The following is a 20,128-nucleotide window of genomic DNA, read 5'->3' on the forward strand; positions in this document are numbered from 1 at the left end:
GGCGGGCGTTTTGTTTGTCACCCCTCCACCATGCTTCGCATGGCCCCCGTCCCCACTGCGTGGAAAGGTGGCTTGGCGCTGAAGCGAGAGAGACGGAGGGGTCAGAGCCCCAGCTTGGCCTTCAGGATGTCATTGACCGCGGCCGGATTGGCCTTGCCACCGGTAGCCTTCATGACCTGACCGACGAACCAGCCGATGGCCTGGGGCTTCTCGGCGACCGCGGCGGCCTTGTCCGGGTTGGCGGCGATGATGTCGTCGACGGCCTTCTCGATGGCGCCGGTATCGGTCACCTGCTTCAGGCCGTGCTTGTCGACGACCTCGGCCGGCGAGCCCTCGCCGTTCCAGACGTGGTCGAAGACTTCCTTGGCGATCTTGGACGAGATCGTCCCGTTCTCGATCAGCTCGACCAGCTCGGCGATGTGCGAGGCTGGCAGGGTGTTCTCCGAGAAGTCCTTTCCGTCCGCAGCCAGACGGGCCGACAGCTCGTTCGTCACCCAGTTGGCGACCAGCTTGGCGTCGCGCCCCCTGGCGGCCGCCTCGAAATAGTCGGCCTTGGCCTGCTCCGAAATCAGGACGATGGCGTCGTACTGCGACAGACCGTAGTCGGCCATCAGGCGCCGACGCTTCTCGTCGGGCAACTCCGGCAGGCTGGCGCGGATGTCGTCGATCCAGGCCTGCTCCAGCTGCAGCGGCAGCAGGTCCGGATCCGGGAAGTAGCGATAGTCCATCGCCTCTTCCTTGGACCGCATCGAGCGGGTCTCGCCCTTGGTCGGATCGTACAGGCGGGTTTCCTGGATCACCGAGCCGCCGTCCTCGACGATCTCGATCTGGCGACGGGCCTCGTAGTTGATCGCCTGCGAGATGAAGCGGAACGAGTTCACGTTCTTGATCTCGCAGCGGGTGCCCAGATAGCTGAAGTCGCCGCTGGCCTTGAACTTGTCGTAGTTGCCCGCACGGCAGACCGAGACGTTCACGTCCGCCCGCAGGTTGCCCTTCTCCATGTCCCCGTCGCAGGTGCCCAGATACATCAGGATGGTGCGGATCTTCTTGACGTAGGCGACCGCCTGCTCCGGCGTACGGATGTCCGGCCGCGAGACGATCTCCATCAGGGCCGTGCCGGCCCGGTTCAGGTCAACGAAGCTCTCGGTCGGCGACAGGTCGTGGATCAGCTTGCCTGCGTCCTGTTCCAGGTGCAGGCGCTCGATGCCGACGTTGAAGAAGCTGCCGTCCTCGGCCTCGACCTCGACGACGCCCTCGCCGACGATGGGGAAGAACAACTGGCTGATCTGATAGCCCGTCGGCAGATCCGGATAGAAATAGTTCTTCCGGTCGAACTGGCTCTTCAGGTTGATCTGCGCCTTGAGGCCCAGACCCGTCTTCACCGCCTGCTCGACGCAGTGGCGGTTCAGCGTCGGCAGCATGCCCGGGAACCCGGCATCCACCAGCGAGACCTGCTCGTTCGGTCCGGCTCCGAACCCGACGGCGGCTCCGGAGAACAGCTTCGCGTTCGACGCCACCTGGGCGTGGATCTCCAGCCCCATGACGATTTCCCAGTCGCCGGTCCGGCCTTGGATGAGTTTGGAGGTCGCAGCGGTGTCGATCGTATCGGTCATGTCACGGCTATAGCGCGGAGCCGCGCACCGCCTCAAGGACCGCCGCAATGCTCAACCTTGCATCCCTCGAAGCTCGCGCTAAGGTTGGATCATTACATGAGAGTTGCATTGGGCAGATGGCAACCGACCCGCACCGCGTGCTGTTGGCTGAAGATGACGGCCTGTTCCGCGAGGCTCTGCGAGCGCGGCTGACCTCGAACGGCTACGAGGTTCACACCGCGCGCACCGGCAACGAGGCCCTGCAGCGTGTTTTGACCCTTCAACCGCATGTTCTGGTGCTGGACATCAACATGCCCGAACTGGACGGGTTTGGGGTTCTCGAGGCCCTCAGGGCCAATCCTCCCGGTTTCGACGTTCCCGTGGTGGTTCTGAGCGCTCGCCGCCGTGAGGAAGACGTGAGGCGTGCGGTTGCGCTCGGCGCCCGGGACTACATCGTGAAAACGGGCAATGACGCGGAACTGATCCGTCGCATCCAGCGGCTGATGCCAGCCGCCGCCTGATCCCCTGATCGACGCGCGCGATTGGTCGCATTGTGACGGTTCGGCGCACTGCACCAGTCTCCCGGTTCCAGAATCCGGGAGGACCAGATGAATCGCCGACTTCGCACGCTCGCCGCGCCCGCCGCCCTGATGGCGGCCGCGCTGACCCTGTCCACGCCGCAGATCGTCGTCGCGCAGTCGCGTGGGGCCGCCGCGGAGAGCCGCGCTGCCGTCACGACGCCGCGCGAGATCGCCTTCGCGGCGGCTCCGGCGACGCAATCCGGCGTGCTGATCCTGCCGCTGGCCGCCGCGGGCGACCTGCCAACGCGGGCTGCATCGCTTGGCGCGTCGGATCGTGAGGCGATCGAGCGTGCGCTGGCGTCAGCTTCGTTCAGCTACGGCGCACGCCAGACCCTGAGCCTGCGCGGGATCGGCGGTTGGGACCGCATTCTGGTCACGGGCATTGGAGCTGGCGCCGAAGGAGCCGACGTCCAGTGGAGCGGCGCGGTCGCAGGACGCGCCGTGATGAGCGACACCGGTCCGGTGACCGTGCTGGCGCAGGGTCTTCCGGCGGAAGCGGCAGCCAGCCTGGCGACCGGCTTGGGCATCGGTCACTACCGTTCGGACCTCTACAGCTCGCGCCGGGAAGCGACGACGCCCGGCGGCGTGACCATCGTCACGGACAGCGCGGACGCCGCCCGCGCGGCCTATGCTGCCCGAGGCGCGGCCTTGGTCGACGCCATGACCTGGGTGCGCGACATCTCCAACGAGCCGGCCAACGTCGTCTATCCGGAGACCTTCGTCGCCCGCGCCCGCGCGGCCTTCCAGGGCGTTCGCGGCGTGACAATCGAGGTGCTGGACGTGCCGGCGATGGAGCGTCTGGGCATGGGGGCCTTGCTGGGTGTGGGTCAGGGGTCGGAGCGACCCCCTCGCCTGCTGGTCGTCCGCTACCGCGGCGCCGGAGCGCCAGAAGGCGGTCCGATCGCGCTGGTCGGCAAGGGCATCACCTTCGACACCGGCGGCATCTCCATCAAGCCGTCGGCCAACATGGGCAACATGAAGATGGACATGTCCGGCGCGGCGGCCGTGACCGGCGCGGTGCTGGCCCTCGCCCGGTCCGGCGCGCCGGTCGATGTGGTCGCGGTCGCGGCTCTCGCCGAGAACATGCCCGACGGCAATGCGATCCGGCCGGGCGACGTCCTGACCGCCATGAACGGCAAGACCATCGAGGTCATCTCCACCGACGCCGAGGGCCGCCTTGTGCTGGCCGACGCCCTGGTCTGGACCGAGCGAAACCTGAACCCCTCGGTGATCGTCGATGTCGCCACCCTGACCGGCGCCGTCGGCGGTGCGCTGGGCAACGACTATGCGGGTCTCTTCAGCCGTCACGATGCGCTGGCGGATCAACTGGACACCGCCGGCCGGGCGACGGGAGAGCGCCTGTGGCGTCTGCCGCTGGCCTCGAACTACGGCGGCTTCGTCTCGTCGAGCATCGCGGATCTGCAGAACACCGGATCGGGCGGGGCCGGCGCGGGAACAGGCGCCCACTTCATCGGCGAGTTCGTCAGCCGCGACATTCCGTGGGCCCACCTCGACATCGCCAACATGGCCTACGGAAGCGCCAACGACTGGAAACCGGCCGGTTCCGCCGGCTTCAGCGTGCGTCTGCTGGAAGAGTTCGTGCGGGCCTACCAGCCCGTACCGCGCGGGCCCCAGAACGGCGGCGGCTGATTTCTTCGCCGGAATGCGGCGGCTGACGCGTTAGATCTCCCAAGGACTGCCAAGGGAAGGTCGAGATGTCGTCACCGCCGCAGGACGCCGCCATCGCGCTGACCCGGTTTGGGCTCGGCGCCCGCCCGGGCGAAATCGCCTCAGTCGCGCGTGACCCGCGCGGCTGGCTGGCGGGCCAGATCAACCCCAATGGCGCGCCGATCCCGACTGGCGAGTTCGAAACGACCGACCAGCGCGTCGAAAGCTGGCACGCCTATCAAGCCGAAACGCGGGATGCCCGTCAGGTTCGGCGGGAGAACGGCCAACCGGCGATGCAGCCGGCGTCGATGCAAGCGCAGTCGGACGAAAACCCGCAGGCCCAGGCCGCCTTCGACGCCCGCCGCCGCAGCCGTCGCAACCTCGTTCAGGACACCGCTCAGGAGTTTCTGGCCCGGGCGAAGCTGGGCGCGACGACCGAGGCGGGGTTTGCCGAGCGCTGGGCCCTGTTCTGGGCTAACGCCTTCACAGCCTCGGCGACCAAGTTCCAGACGGCCGTCTTCGTCGGCCAGTACGAGCGCGAGGCGATCCGCCCCCATGTCTTCGGCAGGTTCGAGGATCTGACACTGGCCGCCGAACGGCATCCGGCCATGCTGCTCTACCTCGATCAGGCCCAGTCTGTCGGCCCGAACAGCATGGCGGGTGAGCGTCGGCAGGCCGGGCTGAACGAGAACCTCGCCCGCGAAATCCTCGAGCTGCACACGGTCGGTTCGGACGGCGGCTATACCCAGGCCGACGTCACCGAATTCGCCCGCGCCCTGACCGGCTGGAGCGTTCCAAACGCCCGCGAGCAAAGCGTCGGCGCTCGTGGCGTGACCGGCCGAAGAGCGGCCATGCGACAGCAGGCGCGGCCGGAGGACGGCTTCATCTTCCGCGCCGCCATCCACGAGCCCGGCCGGCGCACCGTACTGGGCCGCACCTATGCCGAGGCCGGCGCGGCGCAGGGCGAGGCGATCCTGACCGATCTGGCCAACCGCCCCGAGACGGCCCGTCGTCTGTCCCGCAAGATCGCGCAGCATTTCATCGCTGACGATCCGCCCGAGGCGCTGGTGCGCAGGCTGGAAGCGGCCTGGACCGGCTCGCGCGGCGATCTGTCGACCGTGGCGCGGGCCCTGGTCGAGGCGCCCGAGAGCTGGGCGCCCGCCGCCGGCAAGGTGAAGACGCCCTACGAATTCATCGTCTCCAGCCATCGCGCCTTCGGCACGCAGCCGAACCGGCCGCAGCCGCTGCAGCAGGCTCTGGTCCAGATGGGCCAGCCGGCCTTCGCCGCGCCCTCGCCCGAGGGCTGGCCCGACACGGCCGCGGATTGGGCAGGCCCCGATGCGCTGGTGAAGCGCCTGAACTGGGCCAAGGCCGCCGGAGACATGGCCGGCGATGTCGACGCCGTCGCCCTTGCCGAGGCCGCGCTGGGTGACCGGCTGACACCCCGGACCCGCCAGTTCGTCTCCCGCGCCGAAAGCCGCGCCGAGGCGGTCACCCTGTTCCTGATGTCGCCGGAGTTCCAGCGCCGATGACCCATTCCCCCTTCGCCCTGAACCGCCGCCTGCTGCTGGGCGGCTCCCTCGCCGGCATCGGTCTGGCCTATGCGGGACAGGCGGCGGCGCAGACCAGCGGAGCGCGCAACAAGCTGGTGGTGGTGATCGCGCGCGGCGCCATGGACGGCCTGTCCGTGACCGTGCCCCACGCCGACCCCAACTATCGCAACCTGCGTGGCGGCCTGGCCATCGGCGCGCCGGGGCAGGCCAACGGCGCGCTGGCGCTCGACGACAGCTTCGGCCTGCACCCCGCCTTGCCTGGCCTGAAGGCGATGTACGACGCCGGCCAGATGCGGTTCGCGGCGGCGGCGGCCATTCCGGTGCGGGTCCGCTCGCATTTCGATGCGCAGGACGTGCTGGAGAACGGCGGCGAAGGCCTGCGGCAGCAGGCCGACGGCTGGCTGAACCGCGCTCTGGTCGCCGCGGGCGGTTCCGGCGCCGTCAAGGGCCTGTCCATCGGCGCCCAGACGCCATTGATCCTGCGCGGTCAGGCCGAGACATCCAGCTGGGCGCCCGGCGGTCTGGTGAAGGGCGAGGACCGCATCGCCTCGCTGCTGCAGGATCTCTACGTCGACGATCCGATGCTGCAGGGCAATCTGGCGCGCGGGCTGGAGACCGAGGCTCTGGCGGCGGCGGGCGGCGACACGTCCCTGCGCCGTAACGACGTCAACGGTCTGGGTCAGGCGGTCGCGCGGCTGATGACCGGGGAGGACGGCGCCGATGTCGTTGCGCTGTCGATCGACGGATGGGACACCCACGCGCGACAGAACGCCCAGCTCCAGACGCGTCTGACCGGACTGGATCAGGTCATTGGCGGCCTGCACGACGGGTTGGGCGACCAGTGGGCCAATACGGTGGTGGTCGTGGCCACCGAGTTCGGTCGCACCGCCCGCGCCAACGGCACCCAGGGCACCGACCACGGCACGGGCTCGTCCATGCTGCTGACCGGCGGCGCGCTGAAGCCCGGGGGCATGATCGGCGACTGGCCGACATTGGCCGACAACCGCCTGTTCGAAAGCCGCGACCTGACGCCGACCATCGATGTTCGCTCGGTCTTCAAGGGCGTGCTTCGCGACCACATCGGCGTGGACCGCGCCGCGCTGGACCAGCGGGTATTCCCCGGCAGCGCGGCGGAAGCGCCGACGATGGAGGGGCTGGTCTAGCCTCTCGCCGCCTTCAAAAGGCGGTATCCCAAGCGACAGAGATGTGCGCCGACCCCCGCTGTGATGGCAAAGACAACGGCGAAGGCGAGGCAGAAATAGAGCGAGGGATCGGCCCAGCCAGCCGCTTTCCAAAGGTCGATGAGACCGGCCTCGATCGCCACAAAAACCAGGGCTGCGACGGCGATCAGGCCGCCGGAAAGAAGCGCCGCCCCCAGACCGATCAGGAACGCCGGAAGCGAGCGAGGTTTATTCCCGCTCACCACCACTTCTCGGGCCGGGCGGTGAAGCCCGCCGACTGTTCGAGCACGTCGGCGACCTGGAAGACCGTAGCCTCGTCCAGCGCCTTGCCGATGACCTGGAGGCCCAGCGGCAGGCCGCCGGCGTCCAGACCGGCCGGCACCGAGATGCCCGGCAGGCCGGCGAGGTTGGCGGTCACCGTGAAGATGTCGTTCAGGTACATCTGCAGCGGATCGATCTGCCTGTCGCCGATAGCGAACGCTGCGGAGGGCGTAGACGGGGTCAGGATCGCATCGACCTTGCCCCAGACGTTGTCGAAGTCCTCGGCGATACGACGGCGCACCTTCAGGGCACGGACGTAATAGGCGTCATAGAAGCCGGCCGACAGAACATAGGCGCCGATGGTCAGGCGGCGCTGGACCTCCTTGCCGAAGCCCTCGGCGCGGCTGGTCTCGTAAAGGTCCGTCAGCGAGGTCGTGCCCTCGGCGCGGTGGCCGAAGCGCATGCCGTCGTAGCGCGCGAGGTTCGACGACGCCTCGGCCGGGGCGACGATGTAGTAGGCCGGCAGGGCGTATTTGGTGTGCGGCAGGCTGATCTCGACGATCTCGGCGCCCGCGGCCTTCAGCCATTCGACGCCCTGGTCCCACAGCTTCTGGATTTCGGCGGGCATGCCGTCGACGACGTATTCCTTCGGCACGCCGATGCGCAGGCCCTTCACGCCCTTGCCCAGCGACTGCGTCCAGTCCGGCGTCTCGACATTCAGGCTGGTGGAGTCCTTCACGTCGAACGAGCACATCGAGCGCAGCAGGATGGCGGCGTCCTCGACCGTCTTCGTGATCGGGCCGGCCTGATCCAGCGAACTGGCGAAGGCGACCATGCCGAAGCGGCTGGCGCGGCCATAGGTCGGCTTGATGCCGACGGTGCCGGTGAAGGCGGCCGGCTGACGGATCGAACCGCCGGTGTCCGAAGCCGTGGCGGCCAGACAGAGGTCTCCGGCGACAGCAGAAGCCGAGCCGCCCGAGCTGCCGCCCGGCGTCAGATCAGCGTTCGACGTCTTTGATTTCCATGGGTTCACGACCGAACCGAACGCCGAGGTCTCGTTGGACGAGCCCATGGCGAACTCGTCCATGTTCAGCTTGCCGAGCATGACCGCGCCGTCAGCCCACAGATTGGCCGTGACGGTCGATTCATACGGCGGCACGAAGCCGCGCAGCATGTTGGAGCCCGCGGTCGTCTGGACGCCGTCGGTGCAGAACAGGTCCTTGATGCCCAGCGGCGCGCCTTCCAGCGCCCCGCCCTCGCCCTTGGCCAGCTTCGCGTCGGAGGCGCGCGCCATCTCCAGCGCCTTGTCGGTCGTCTGGGTCACATAGGCGTTCAACGTCGGGTTGGCGGCGTCGATGTTGGCGACGAAGGCCTTGGTGATTTCCTCCGAGGAGAAATCGCGGGCCTTGAGGCCGTCGATGGCGGCCTTGAGGGTCAGTTTCGTGAGGTCGGTCATGGGACTACTCGACCACCTTGGGCACGACATAGAAGCCGTCAGCCGACTTCGGAGCATTGGACAGGACGGCGTCGACCTTGGCGCCGTCGGTGACGACATCGTCGCGCAGGCGCAGCGGCTGGGCCACATTGGAGGTCATCGGCTCGACGCCGTCGACGTCGACCTCGTTCAACTGCTCGATCCACGACAGGATGCCGTTCAGCTCGGCCGCGAGGGGCTCGAGCCGATCCTCTGAAGTCTTGATGCGGGCGAGGTGTGCGACCTTGCGCACCGTCGCGGCGTCGATGGCCATGCGGCCCTCCAATGCGAATGCGGAACGGTTGGACTAGCCGCGCGGCGGCCGAATCTCAAGGACGGCGCGCAATCAGGATGGTCCAGCGCGCCTCGTCGCCCTCGAAACTGTGGCTCCAGTCCACCTCAAGCCCGCATCCCGCCATCAGATCGAGCATGTCCGCAGGCCGCCAGCAGATCATGGTGTAGGTCCCGCCCTCCGAGCCCGTCTGACGCCACTCGCCCTCGCCTTCCTGAAAGCTGGTCAGGAACAGGCCGCCGGGCCGCAGCGCAGCGACGATGCGCCGGATCACGCCCTCCATCCCGCCGCGTTCGATGTGCTGCAGGACGTAGAGCGCCATCAGGCCTTCCCACGGCCCGCCCAGATCGTCGCTCACGAGATCCAGCGGCTCTACGACCTTTCCGCGCCGCCGCTGGACGGCGATGAAACCTTCGGACAGGTCAGTGCGGCGCACATGCAGGCCCCGCCTTTCCAGTTCGTCGGCATCCCATCCAGGGCCGGATGCGACCTCCAGAACCCGTGCGCCAGGTCCGAGCGCGTCGGCGAAGTGGGCTAGCGCCTCGTCGCCTATCGGCAGACGGTCCCGCGTCACCTCGGCATACTTCTCGGCGTAGTCGTCATAGGCGGCGACGGTGCGCCGGTTACGGCTCGGTTCGGTCACCGGGCCGGGGTCACCGAGACGCTCGCGGGCGGAGCCTCGTCCGCGCCGGGCGTCCAGGAGACGATGATCCGACGCTCGCGGCTGCCGATCTGGCCGGTCGCCTCGTCCATCGTGCTTTCCTCAAGCTTCAGATCGACGCGTCCGGGCGCCTCGGACAGGATTTCGTAGTCCAGCACATCGCCGATCCGGAACACGGCCCAGCCTTCGGCCGAGGACCTGAAGAAGGCGATGTGGGTGTAGAGGCCGTTCATGGCGGGATCGCCGCCGGCCGTGCCGAACAGCTTCACTGTCGCTCCGCCCTGCCGATCCAGCGGGTCGAGGCGCACCACAGAGGCCGCCCACTGGATGTTCATGTCGGCGTCGGGTTGCACCGTCGCAGCCGGGCCGCCGGCGACCAGCGGGTCCCGGGACTGGACGGGCGGAGGCGGCGCCTCGGCAGGCGGTACGGCCTCCCTGCGGCTCTCGACCTGGGCGTCGCAGGCGGTGAGCCCGAGCAACGCCGCGAGAAAAACGACCGGATGTCTCATCGAACCCTCCCAATTCGCCCTCTGCAGCCAGCTTGCACCTTGCCAGCGCCGCCCGCCAGTCCTACCGCCACGGCGTGACCGTACTCACCCTTCAGGAACTGGCCGAGCAGACGCCGCGCGACACGCCGTGGCTTGGGCTCGATCTCGGCGAGAAGACCATCGGCGTGGCGGCGTCGGACGCCCTTCGCATGATCGCCAGCCCGATGGAGCTGATCCGCAAGACGAAGTTCACCGACGACGCCAACCGGGTGCTGAAGCTGATGGACAGCCGCGGCGCGACCGGGCTGGTGATCGGCTTGCCCCTGAACATGGACGGAACCGAAGGGCCGCGCGCCCAGTCCTGCCGCGCCTTCGCCCGCAATCTGCAGCGCATCCGCGAGGTGCCGGTGACCTTTCAGGACGAGCGGCTGTCGACCACGGCCGTCGAACGCTTCCTGATCGACGAGCTGGATCTGACCCGCAAGCGCCGGGCCGAGGTCGTGGACCGCACCGCCGCCGCCTGGATCCTGCAGGGCGCGCTGGATCGACTGAGGGGCTGATGGGCGGACTGTTCGCGGGCGTTCTTCCGGTCTTCGCCCTGATCGCCATCGGCTATGGTCTAAGAAAATCCGACTTCCTGCCCGACGCGACCTGGCGGCCGATCGAGAAGCTGTCGATCAATCTGCTCTATCCCGGTTTCCTCGTGCCCTCGATCTGGGGTGCGGATCTGTCGGGCGGCAGCGCGGGCGCAGCGGCGGCCTCGGCCGTGGTCGCCGTCATCATCGTCGGGACCTGCGCCCTTCTGGCCAAGCCCCTGATCAGGCTTGAAGGCCCGGCCTACACCAGCGTGTTCCAGGGCGTGATCCGCTGGAACAGCTTCGTCTTCCTGCCGGTCATCCAGGCCGTCTTCGGGGCCGAAGGGCTGGCGCTGGCGGCCGTGATGATCGCCTGCATCATTCCGGTGACCAACATCGCCTGCGTGGCCGTTCTCGCGCGCTGGGGTGCGGACCAGCGGGGCGTGTCGCCGTTGGCGCTGACGAAGGCCATGCTGGCCAATCCGATCCTCGTGGCCTGCCTGACAGGTCTGGTCCTGAACTTCCTGCGCGTGCCCCCGATCCCGGGGGTCTCCGAGACGCTGGAACTGCTGGGCGGTGCGGCCCTGCCGCTGGGCCTGATCGTGGCCGGGGCGGGCCTGAGCTTCGCCGAGGTCGCCCGGCGCAAATGGACGGTGGCTGCGGTCACCTTCGTCAAGCTGGGCGTCATGCCGCCGCTGATGTGGGGCCTGTGCATCCTGTTCGGCGGCGACCAGCTGGCCCAGGGCACCGCCCTCCTCTGCGGCGCTGCGCCCGGCGCAGCGGCCGCCTATCTGCTGGCGCGACAGATGGGCGGGGACGCGCCTCTGATGGCCGGGATCGTGGCTTTGACCACGGTTGGCAGCGCTCTGAGCATACCGATCCTGCTGACCCTGTTCCATTTGGTCTGACGAGGCCGTATAGCCGCGTCTCGATGACCCAGCCCGCTGTCACCGACCTGATTCACGAGCGGCTGGCGCCGTTCCCCCGCGACCATTTCCTGTCCGCAGGCGATCTGAACGCCGCGACCGTCCCGCCGCTGCTGGACCTCGCCGATGCCTTCGTCGATTTCAATCGTCAATCGGCCAAGTCGCTGGACATCATGCGCGGCCGCACGGTGATGAACCTGTTCTTCGAGAACTCGACGCGCACCAGCGCCTCGTTCGAGATCGCGGCCAGACGCCTCGGCGCCGATGTGACGGCCCTGACGCCCAAGACCTCCTCGGTCGCCAAGGGCGAGACCCTGATCGACACGGCCGCGACCCTGAACGCGATGAAGCCGGACGTGCTGGTGGTCCGCCACTCCGCCTCGGGCGCGGCGGCCCTGCTGTCGCAGAAGGTCGGCTGCGCGGTGGTCAACGCCGGGGACGGCCGCCACGAACACCCGACGCAGGCCCTGCTGGACATGCTGAGCCTGCGCCGCGCCTTCGGCGACGTCGGCGGGCTGAGCGTCGCCATCTGCGGCGACATCGCCCACAGCCGCGTGGCCCGCTCCAACGTCGCCCTGCTGTCGATGATGGGTGCGCGCGTCCGCCTGATCGGCCCGCCGACCCTGGTGCCCGGCGACGCCGACCGCTGGGGTTGCGAGGTCTTCCACGACATGAAGGACGGCCTGCAGGGCGTGGACGTCGTGATGATGCTGCGCCTTCAGCTTGAGCGGATGGAGGGCGCGCTGGTCCCTTCGACCCGCGAATATTTCCGCTTCTGGGGTCTGGACCGCGAGAAGCTGGCCTGGGCCAAACCGGGCGCCAAGGTCATGCATCCCGGGCCGATGAACCGGGGCGTCGAGATCGACTCCGACGTGGCCGACGACCTTAACGTTTCCCTGATTCAGGATCAGGTGGAGATGGGCGTGGCCGCCCGCATGGCGGTGCTGGCCGCCCTGTCCGTGCGTCGCGAGGGAGCCGACCAATGACCGCTCTCGCCATTCTGAACGCCCGCCTGCTCGATCCGGCGACCGACTATGACGGCCCGGGCGCCGTGCTGGTCGAGGACGGCCGCATCGTAGAGGTGGTCCACGGCGCCTCCGCCCGCGCGCCGGACGGCGTCGAGGTCGTGGATGCCGGCGGCCTGTGCCTCGCGCCCGGCCTGATCGACATCCGGGTCAAGACCGGCGAGCCCGGTGACGAGCCCAAGGAGACGCTGAAGTCCGCCAGCCTGGCCGCCGCGGCCGGCGGGGTGACCACCATCGTCGTCCAACCGGACACCGACCCCGCCATCGACGACCCGGCGATGATCGACCACATCCAGCGTCGTGGCGCGGCGCTGGGGCTTGTCAACGTTCGCGCCGCCGGTGCGGCGACCAAGGCCCGTGACGGCCAGCGCATGGCCGAAATTGGCCTGATGGACGAGGCCGGCGCGCTCTACTTCACCGATGGCGACCGGGTCATCGCCAACACCCGCACCCTGCAACGGGTGATGAGCTATGCCGCCGCCTTCAACGCCCTGATCGTCTGCCGTCCGGCCGATCCATGGCTGAGCGAGGGCGCTGTGGCGACCTCGGGCGAGCTGGCGACGCGGCTGGGCCTGTCCTCGGTCCCGGCCATCGCCGAGCGAATCCAGCTGGAGCGGGATCTGGCCCTGGTCGAACAGACCGGCGCGCGGTTCCTGGTGGACCAGATCTCGACCGCCGGCGCGCTTGAAACACTGGCCCGCGCCCGGGCGAAGGGACTGGAGGTCGCCGCCTCGGTGTCGATCAACCACCTCTGCTTCAACGAGATCGACATCGGCGATTACCGGACCTTCTACCGGCTGGATCCGCCGCTGCGGACCGAGGCCGACCGGCAGGCGATGATCGAGGCGGTACGCGACGGACTGATCGACGTCATCACCAGCGCCCACGCCCCTGCGCCGGCCGAGGACAAGCGCCGGCCGTTCGGTGAGGCCGCGCCGGGCGCCATCGGCCTTGAGACCCTGCTGCCCGCCGCCCTGACCCTGCATCACGAGGACGGGCTGGACCTGCTGGACGTGCTGCGTCCCCTGACCCACGGCCCGGCGACCCTGCTGGGTCTGGACGCCGGCATCCTCGCGACCGATGCGCCGGCCGATTTCGTGCTGTTCGATCCCGCTGCGCCGATCGTCGTGGATGCGGACGCCCTGAGGTCGAAATCCAAGAACTCGCCCTTCGATGGCCGTCGCCTGCAGGGCAAGGTCGCCGGAACCTTCGTCGGCGGGCGGCGCGTTTACGCAGGGCGCTGACGGCCGGAGCCCGAATCAGCGGAAACTCCGCTTCAAGACGCGAAAAGTCGTGATACACACGCTCAAGCTGTAGGGGACGAACGTGCAGGATCTGGCAGGACCGGCTATCGGGACGCTCGCGGCCTTTGCGGTCGGCGGCTACCTGCTGGGCTCCATTCCGTTCGGCGTGATCCTGACCCGACTGGGCGGCGCGGGCGACGTGCGCCAGATCGGCTCCGGCAACATCGGCGCGACCAATGTGCTGCGCACCGGCCGCAAGGACCTGGCCTTCGCCACCCTGATCCTCGACGCCGGCAAGGGCGCGGCGGCGCTGCTGCTGGCCAAATACATGATGGGCGGCGTGAGCCCGTCCGCCGAACTGGCCGGCGCGATCGCCGGCGGCGCGGCCTTCCTAGGCCACCTGTTCCCCGTCTGGCTGAAGTTCAAGGGCGGCAAGGGCGTCGCGACCTTCTTCGGCCTGATGCTGGCGGCGGCCTGGCCGCTGGGCCTTGTGGCGGCCGCGACCTGGCTGTTGATGGCGGCTGTCTTCCGCATCTCCTCGCTGTCGGCGCTGGCCGCCTCGGCCCTGACGCCGGTCTATGCCCTGCTGCCCGTCGCCGCGATGAGCCTGCCGGCGCCGCGTCCGATCCTCGGCCTGTCGATCTTCACCGCCCTGCTGATCTGGGCCCGGCATAGCGAGAACATCGGCCGCATCCTCAAGGGCGCCGAGCCCCGGATCGGGGCGAAAAAGGCGTGACGCTGGAAGCAGCCGAGCGTTTCGCCCGGCTGCGGCTGGCCCGCACCGACAAGGTCGGCCCCGTCACCTTCCGCCAGCTTCTGGACCGCTTCGGCACGGCGACGCGGGCGCTGGACGCCCTGCCCGACCTGATCCGCAAGGGCGGCGCGGGCCATGCCCTGCCCGATATCTCTCGCATCGAGGCCGAGTTGGCGTCCGGTGACCGCATCGGCGCGCGGCTGCTGGTGCTGGGCGATCCCGAGTTTCCGGACATGCTGGCGGCCGTCGATCCGCCGCCGCCGGTGCTCTGGACGCTGGGCGAGGTCTCCCTGATGGCCCGTCCGTGCATCGGCATCGTCGGCGCGCGCATCGCCTCGGCCGGCGGTCAGCGCATAGCGCGCGGGCTGGCCCAGCAGCTCGGCGAGGCCGGGCATGTCATCGTCTCGGGCATGGCGCGCGGCGTCGATGGCGCCGCCCACGCCGGAGCGCTGGAGACCGGCACGGTCGCCGTGCTGGGCGGCGGAGTGGACGACGTCTACCCGTCCGACAACGCCGATCTGTATCGCCAGATCGTCGAGCGCGGCTGCATCGTCTCGGAGAGTCCGGTCGGCGCGCGGGCGCAGGCGAAGGACTTCCCCCGCCGCAACCGCATCATCTCCGGCCTCTCGCGCGGCGTGATCGTGGTCGAGGCCGAACTACGCTCCGGCTCCCTGATCACCGCCCGCCTGGCCGCCGAGCAGGGCCGCGACGTCTTCGCCGTGCCGGGCTCGCCGCTTGACCCTCGGTCAAAGGGCCCGAACGAGCTCCTGCGGCAGGGCGCGATCCTGTGCGAGGGCATCGAGGACGTGGAGCGGGAGTTCTCGCGAAGCCGATCCGTACGCGAGCCGCCCGCTGACAATCCCTTCAGCGGTGCGCCGCCCGATCTGGATGACGCCACGGTCGAGCGCATCGCCGCCCTGCTCTCGCCCGTGCCAACGCCGCGCGACGAACTGGCGCGGGCCGCCGACCTGCCGATCGGCGTGGTCGCGGCGGCGTTGCTGGAGCTCAGTCTGGCGGGTCGCGCGACGCTTCTTTCCGGCGGATTGGCGTCCGTCTGATCCCGTCTTCGCTACTCCCGATTGACAGCGAGGCTTCGGCCAACCACGTTCCCGGCCCTTCGAAAGGCGCACCTCCCGAATGAATCTCGTCGTTGTCGAGAGCCCCGCAAAGGCCAAGACCATCAACAAGTACCTCGGCCCGGACTACACGGTCCTGGCGTCGTACGGCCACGTCCGCGACCTGCCGTCGAAGGACGGCTCGGTCCTGCCGGACGAGGACTTCGCCATGTCCTGGGAGGTCGACGCCAAGGCGTCCAAGCGCCTGAGCGAGATTGCCGAGATCGCGAAGAAGTCCGACCGCATCATTCTCGCGACCGACCCGGATCGCGAGGGTGAGGCCATCAGCTGGCACGTGCTCGAGATCCTGACGAAGAAGAAGGCCGTGAAGGACGCGACCGTCCAGCGCGTCACCTTCAACGCCATCACCAAGTCGGCCGTACTCGAAGCCATGGCCGCGCCGCGTGACATCGACATGGAGCTGGTCGAGGCCTACCTCGCCCGCCGCGCGCTCGACTATCTGGTGGGCTTCACCCTGTCTCCCGTACTGTGGCGCAAACTGCCGGGCGCGCGCTCGGCTGGTCGCGTGCAGTCGGTTGCCCTGCGCATCGTCGTCGATCGCGAGATGGAGATCGAGAAGTTCAAGGCGCAGGAATACTGGTCCGTCGAGGCCGATCTGGCCGCCGACAGTCCGCCCTTCGTCGCCCGTCTGGTCAAGCACGCCGGCAAGCGGGTCCAGCGTCTCGACATCGTCTCGGAAGCCATGGCCAGCGCCGCGCGCGACGCCATCAACGCCGGGACCTTCACGATCAACTCGGTCGAGAAGAAGCCGGTCAAGCGCTCGCCCAGCCCGCCCTTCATGACCTCGACCCTGCAGCAGGAAGCCTCGCGCAAGCTCGGCTTCACCGCCCAGCGCACCATGCAGGCGGCGCAGAAGCTGTATGAAGGCGTCGATGATCAGGGCGGCCTGATCACCTATATGCGGACCGATGGCCTGTACGTCAGCCCCGAGGGCATCGCCCAGGCGCGTGAGGTGATCGGCCAGCGCTTCGGCCCGGCCTACGTTCCGGAACAACCCAAGTTTTACAAGACAAAGGCCAAGAACGCTCAGGAAGCGCACGAAGCCATTCGTCCGACCAACGTGGCTCGCGCGCCCGAGACCCTGCGTCTCGAAAGCGACCTGCAGCGCCTCTATGAACTGATCTGGAAGCGCACGATCGCCAGCCAGATGGAGTCCGCGCGTCTGGACCGCACGACGGTCGAGATCGAGGAGCCGACCGGCCAGACCGCCCTGCGCGCCACCGGCCAGGTCGTGACCTTCGACGGCTTCATGGCCGTCTATGAGGAAGGTCGCGACGAGAAGCAGAAGACCGGCGAGGATGACGAGGACGACACCACCCGCCTGCCCGCGCTGAAGGAAGGCGCCAAGGCCAAGGTCGAGGCGATCCGCACCGAACAGCACTTCACCGAGCCGCCCCCGCGCTTCTCGGAAGCGACCCTGGTCAAGAAGCTGGAAGAGCTGGGCATCGGCCGTCCGTCGACCTACGCCTCGATCCTGACGACCCTGCGCGACCGCGAATATGTCCGCGTCGACAAGAACCGCTTCTATCCCGAGGACAAGGGCCGTCTGGTCACCGCCTTCCTCGAGCAGTTCTTCCGCAAATGGGTCGAGTACGACTTCACCGCCGCGCTGGAGACCCGGCTGGACGAGGTGTCGGCCGGCGACCTGAACTGGAAGGTGCTTCTGCGCGACTTCTGGACCGACTTCCACGCCGCGACCTCGGCCGCCGGTGAACTGCGCACCACGGCCATTCTGGACGCTCTGAACGAGTCGCTGGGACCGCACATCTTCCCGCAGAAGGAAGATGGATCCGACCCGCGCGAGTGCCCGCTGTGCCATCAGGGCCAGCTGAGCCTGAAGACCAGCCGTTTCGGCGCCTTCATCGGCTGCTCGCGTTATCCGGAGTGCAAATACACCCGCCCGGTCGCCTCGCCCGACGCCAAGGACGGCGGCGCGGACGGCGGCGATCGCGAACTGGGTCCGGATCCGGTCACCGGCCAGCCGGTGCACCTGAAAATCGGCCGCTTCGGTCCCTATGTCGAAACCACGCCTCCGGGCGAGGAGAAGCCAAAACGGTCATCCCTGCCCAAGGGCTGGTCGCCGGCGTCGCTGGAGCTGGAACAGGCCCTGCGCCTGCTGGCCCTGCCGCGCGAGGTTGGGGCGCACCCCGAGGACGGCAAGATGATCACGGCCGGCCTCGGCCGCTACGGCCCCTTCGTGCAACACGCAGGGACCTATGCCAATATCTCTGACATCGAAGAGGTTTTCGAAGTCGGCCTGAACCGCGCCGTGGCCCTGCTGGCCGAGAAGCGGGCGGGTCGCGCCGGCCGCGGATCGGCGGCCGCGCCGCTCAAGGAACTGGGCAACCACCCCGAGGACGAGGCCCCCGTCCAGGTCATGGCCGGCCGCTTCGGCCCCTATGTGAAGTGGGGCAAGGTCAACGCCACCCTGCCCAAGGGCACGGCGCCGGAGGACATGACGCTGGAAGCGGCTCTTCCCCTGCTGGCCGAACGCGCCGCCAAGGCTCCGGCCTCCAAGAAGAAGGCGCCGGCGAAGAAGGCCGCGGCTCCGAAGAAAACGGCTGCGAAGAAGCCGGCCGCGAAGAAGGCTCCGGCGAAGAAGAAGGTCGCCAAGGCCGAGGAGTGATCCTCTAGCGCTTCAGAAGGTGATCCCGCGCGGCGTTCAGCCGCGCGGCGAGCCCTTCGGTGCCGCCCTGGTCCGGGTGCGCACGGGCCATCAACCGCTTCCAGGCGGCATTGATCTCGGCCTTCGTCGCGGCGGACGACACCCCCAGCAGAGACCGGGCCTCGCTGTCCGTCATGCCCTCGGCGCGCGGAGCGAGTACTCGCTGTCTCGAGGCGATCGTCATCCACAGACCCGCGCCAGCCAGACCTGCGGCCGGCAACCAGGCTCCACGAAAGGCCGCCAACGCGGCTCCGGCCATCAGAACCGAGCTGAACAGGGTGGCGGCTACGCGCCACTGTCCCCGCCCCTTGCGACCACCCTCGCTGGAGCGGCCAAGGCGGATCAGACCCCAGACGGCGATCGCCGCCAGCACCAGCCAGAGCGGCGACACGGCCTCAGGCCGCGGCGTCGAGCGGCGCGTCCAGCTTCCCGCCGTCCAGACCCAGCGACAACATCAGGCCGCGCAACTCCTGCCGGGCCGAGACGTGGGCGAGCGAGACCGACACCGGGCGAATATCATTCGACAGGTCAGCGACCGTCAGACCGAACGGGAACAGCTCGCGATAGATGACCCGGTCGCGCAGACCCGGCCCCATGCGGAAGCCGACGCGCTTGGCCAGCTTCTCCATCCGCTCTTCCAGACGCTGGCGGTTACGGGCGGCGGCCACGGCGAGGCGGTTGGTGACCACGACCCAGTCGATCTGGGCATGCCGCCCCTGACTGATGGCGCGCTGCTTGCGGGCCTCCCATACGCTCTCGGAATAGATCGACGGCTTCTGCAGCTCCAGCGTCACCGGATCGACCGTGCCCAGCAGATCAAAGTCGACGAAGCTGTCATTCATCGGGGTGACTATCTGGTCGGCCAAGCCATGCGCGGCGCGCGACAGGACGGTGTCGCCGCCGGGCGTGTCGATCAGGATGACGTCAGCCATTCCGCGCGCTTCGGCGAAGGCGGCCTCGAAGCGGGCCAGCTGTTCAGCCTCGTCCGCCTTGGCCAGCGCCTTGCCGTCGCCCAGATCCGGCTCGACCGGCATGGGCAGGGTGTGGCCGTTGGCGGCGGTCCAGGTCTGGCGATTGGCGAAGAAGCGGGCCAGCGACCGCTGGCGCAGGTCCAGATCGATGATCGCCACGCGCTTGCCGGCGTGCAGCAGGCCGGTGACGATGTGGATGGCGAGCGTGGACTTGCCCGCTCCGCCCTTTTCGTTGCCGACGACGATGACCGTGGGGTCAGCCATGGGTGTTCAGTCCTTGTGCGATCGCCGACTCGAACGCGCGATCCTTAACCGCAGAGTCGCGGTACCCGGGGCGTCCGTCAACGCATCAGAGCGCAGCGGACTGTGGACTGAGCGACCTCAGGCCGTGCGACGACACCAAGGATCGTCGACGCCCGCAGCGGCGCAGAGCGCAGCGGCTCCGGCGCCCGGCGCCTGCACCTTCAGACGGACCAGATCGCGGCCGTTGACCTGCACGGCCTCATAGGTCGGCGACAGGCCGTCCAGAGCCCATGCGGCGCCGCCGGCCTTCAGGCGCGCCCAGGCAGCCTGCGCGGCCTCTCGGCTGGAATAGGCGCCCAGTTGAACCAGACCGCGCGCGGCGGCCGGACGGGGCGAGGTCTGATGCCGGCTGATGGCCGGGCGCAGGCGCGGTGTTGCCTGCTCGATCCGCTCCGAAGCCTCGCGCACCACAGCGTCGACGACGACCGGAGCGGCGGCCTCCGCCACGCGGGCCGAGGCCTGCTGCACCACGCCGTCACGGGCGTCCCACAGATCGTGCGGCGTCATCACCTCGACGCGCAGCGCCGGACGAAGACCTTCCTGAGCGGCGGTCTGGACCGGCGCAACAGCCGGCGTCAGGACCGCAGGCTTGGCAGCCTGCCCGTCAAGCGGGATGGCGGCCACATCGCGGGCCCAGTTCTCGAAACGATTGGGGTCGCTCTCGACCATGCCGCAAGCGCCCAGACCGAGGGTCAGGGATAGGGCCAACACTGGACGGATCAGGAGGCTCGGCGTCATAAGCCAGATCCTACACGGCAGTTTTTGCCGTACGGTTCAC

Annotated in this window: 20 protein-coding genes; 11 read left to right on the plus strand and 9 right to left on the minus strand. The window is 68.8% G+C overall.

Annotation, left to right across the window (positions count from 1 at the left end; genetic code table 11):
- Positions 1-101: 101 nt before the first annotated feature.
- On the minus strand, positions 102-1,613 hold the full coding sequence (gene gatB / locus ABDZ95_RS10715; protein WP_343793528.1) for an Asp-tRNA(Asn)/Glu-tRNA(Gln) amidotransferase subunit GatB: 1,512 nt from the start codon (positions 1,611-1,613) through the stop codon (positions 102-104).
- Between the two features lie 47 nt (positions 1,614-1,660).
- Here gatB and ABDZ95_RS10720 point away from each other — a divergent pair, with 47 nt between their 5' ends.
- From ABDZ95_RS10720 to ABDZ95_RS10735, 4 genes are all read left to right on the plus strand, one after another.
- Positions 1,661-2,113, plus strand: a complete 453-nt coding sequence (locus ABDZ95_RS10720) for a response regulator (RefSeq protein WP_343793530.1) — start codon at positions 1,661-1,663, stop codon at positions 2,111-2,113.
- Positions 2,114-2,200: 87 nt separating this feature from the next.
- Positions 2,201-3,823 carry a leucyl aminopeptidase gene (locus tag ABDZ95_RS10725; RefSeq protein ID WP_343793532.1) on the plus strand — a complete coding sequence of 541 codons (1,623 nt, stop codon included), beginning with the start codon at positions 2,201-2,203 and terminating at the stop codon, positions 3,821-3,823.
- A gap of 65 nt (positions 3,824-3,888) precedes the next feature.
- Entirely contained in the window at positions 3,889-5,373 is a 1,485-nt protein-coding gene (locus ABDZ95_RS10730; protein WP_343793534.1) for a DUF1800 domain-containing protein, read from the plus strand.
- Complete coding sequence (locus ABDZ95_RS10735) at positions 5,370-6,557, plus strand: DUF1501 domain-containing protein (RefSeq protein ID WP_343793536.1); 1,188 nt, start codon at positions 5,370-5,372, stop codon at positions 6,555-6,557. The genes ABDZ95_RS10730 and ABDZ95_RS10735 overlap by 4 nt, the downstream gene beginning before the upstream one ends.
- Here ABDZ95_RS10735 and ABDZ95_RS10740 read toward each other — a convergent pair.
- Genes ABDZ95_RS10740 through ABDZ95_RS10760 form a run of 5 tightly spaced genes read right to left on the minus strand, consistent with a single transcriptional unit; the run spans position 6,554 to position 9,772 of the window.
- On the minus strand, positions 6,554-6,817 hold the full coding sequence (locus tag ABDZ95_RS10740) for a hypothetical protein (protein WP_343793538.1): 264 nt from the start codon (positions 6,815-6,817) through the stop codon (positions 6,554-6,556). The genes ABDZ95_RS10735 and ABDZ95_RS10740 overlap by 4 nt on opposite strands.
- Positions 6,814-8,292, minus strand: coding sequence for an Asp-tRNA(Asn)/Glu-tRNA(Gln) amidotransferase subunit GatA (gene gatA, locus ABDZ95_RS10745; protein WP_343793540.1), 1,479 nt, complete (start codon positions 8,290-8,292; stop codon positions 6,814-6,816). The genes ABDZ95_RS10740 and gatA overlap by 4 nt, the downstream gene beginning before the upstream one ends.
- Before the next feature lie 4 nt (positions 8,293-8,296).
- Positions 8,297-8,584: an Asp-tRNA(Asn)/Glu-tRNA(Gln) amidotransferase subunit GatC gene (gene gatC / locus ABDZ95_RS10750; RefSeq protein WP_343793542.1), complete on the minus strand. Its 288-nt coding sequence runs from the start codon at positions 8,582-8,584 to the stop codon at positions 8,297-8,299.
- Between the two features lie 55 nt (positions 8,585-8,639).
- Positions 8,640-9,245, minus strand: a complete 606-nt coding sequence (locus ABDZ95_RS10755; protein WP_343793545.1) for a class I SAM-dependent methyltransferase — start codon at positions 9,243-9,245, stop codon at positions 8,640-8,642.
- Complete coding sequence (locus tag ABDZ95_RS10760; protein ID WP_343793547.1) at positions 9,242-9,772, minus strand: hypothetical protein; 531 nt, start codon at positions 9,770-9,772, stop codon at positions 9,242-9,244. The genes ABDZ95_RS10755 and ABDZ95_RS10760 overlap by 4 nt, the downstream gene beginning before the upstream one ends.
- Before the next feature lie 74 nt (positions 9,773-9,846).
- On the opposite strand from ABDZ95_RS10760, the gene ruvX reads away from it, so the two are divergent.
- From ruvX to topA, 7 genes are all read left to right on the plus strand, one after another.
- Positions 9,847-10,311, plus strand: coding sequence for a Holliday junction resolvase RuvX (ruvX, locus tag ABDZ95_RS10765; RefSeq protein WP_343794291.1), 465 nt, complete (start codon positions 9,847-9,849; stop codon positions 10,309-10,311).
- The gene (locus ABDZ95_RS10770) at positions 10,311-11,234 is read left to right on the plus strand and encodes an AEC family transporter (protein WP_343793549.1); all 924 of its coding nucleotides are present in this window, start codon (positions 10,311-10,313) and stop codon (positions 11,232-11,234) included. Before ruvX ends, ABDZ95_RS10770 begins: the two co-directional genes overlap by 1 nt.
- Positions 11,235-11,257: 23 nt before the next feature.
- A complete protein-coding gene (locus tag ABDZ95_RS10775) occupies positions 11,258-12,238 on the plus strand; it encodes an aspartate carbamoyltransferase catalytic subunit (RefSeq protein ID WP_343793551.1) in 981 nt (326 codons plus the stop codon).
- On the plus strand, positions 12,235-13,521 hold the full coding sequence (pyrC, locus tag ABDZ95_RS10780) for a dihydroorotase (protein WP_343793553.1): 1,287 nt from the start codon (positions 12,235-12,237) through the stop codon (positions 13,519-13,521). The genes ABDZ95_RS10775 and pyrC overlap by 4 nt, the downstream gene beginning before the upstream one ends.
- Positions 13,522-13,603: 82 nt before the next feature.
- Positions 13,604-14,257 carry a glycerol-3-phosphate 1-O-acyltransferase PlsY gene (gene plsY / locus ABDZ95_RS10785; RefSeq protein WP_343793555.1) on the plus strand — a complete coding sequence of 218 codons (654 nt, stop codon included), beginning with the start codon at positions 13,604-13,606 and terminating at the stop codon, positions 14,255-14,257.
- Entirely contained in the window at positions 14,254-15,333 is a 1,080-nt protein-coding gene (dprA, locus tag ABDZ95_RS10790) for a DNA-processing protein DprA (protein ID WP_343793557.1), read from the plus strand. The genes plsY and dprA overlap by 4 nt, the downstream gene beginning before the upstream one ends.
- A gap of 79 nt (positions 15,334-15,412) precedes the next feature.
- Positions 15,413-18,037, plus strand: coding sequence for a type I DNA topoisomerase (gene topA, locus ABDZ95_RS10795; RefSeq protein ID WP_343793559.1), 2,625 nt, complete (start codon positions 15,413-15,415; stop codon positions 18,035-18,037).
- 4 nt (positions 18,038-18,041) lie between these two features.
- Here topA and ABDZ95_RS10800 read toward each other — a convergent pair whose 3' ends face one another.
- The 3 genes from ABDZ95_RS10800 to ABDZ95_RS10810 all read right to left on the minus strand — a co-directional run bounded on the left by ABDZ95_RS10800 (position 18,042) and on the right by ABDZ95_RS10810 (position 20,088).
- Positions 18,042-18,467: a J domain-containing protein gene (locus ABDZ95_RS10800; RefSeq protein ID WP_343793561.1), complete on the minus strand. Its 426-nt coding sequence runs from the start codon at positions 18,465-18,467 to the stop codon at positions 18,042-18,044.
- Positions 18,468-18,471: 4 nt separating this feature from the next.
- Positions 18,472-19,311 (minus strand): division plane positioning ATPase MipZ, encoded by an 840-nt coding sequence (locus ABDZ95_RS10805; RefSeq protein ID WP_343793563.1) that lies wholly within the window; start codon positions 19,309-19,311, stop codon positions 18,472-18,474.
- 117 nt (positions 19,312-19,428) lie between these two features.
- Positions 19,429-20,088 carry an SPOR domain-containing protein gene (locus ABDZ95_RS10810; RefSeq protein WP_343793565.1) on the minus strand — a complete coding sequence of 220 codons (660 nt, stop codon included), beginning with the start codon at positions 20,086-20,088 and terminating at the stop codon, positions 19,429-19,431.
- Between the last annotated feature and the right edge of the window lie 40 nt (positions 20,089-20,128).

Origin of the sequence: Brevundimonas kwangchunensis (assembly GCF_039523815.1) — a bacterium.
Taxonomy (GTDB): Bacteria; Pseudomonadota; Alphaproteobacteria; order Caulobacterales; family Caulobacteraceae; genus Brevundimonas; species Brevundimonas kwangchunensis.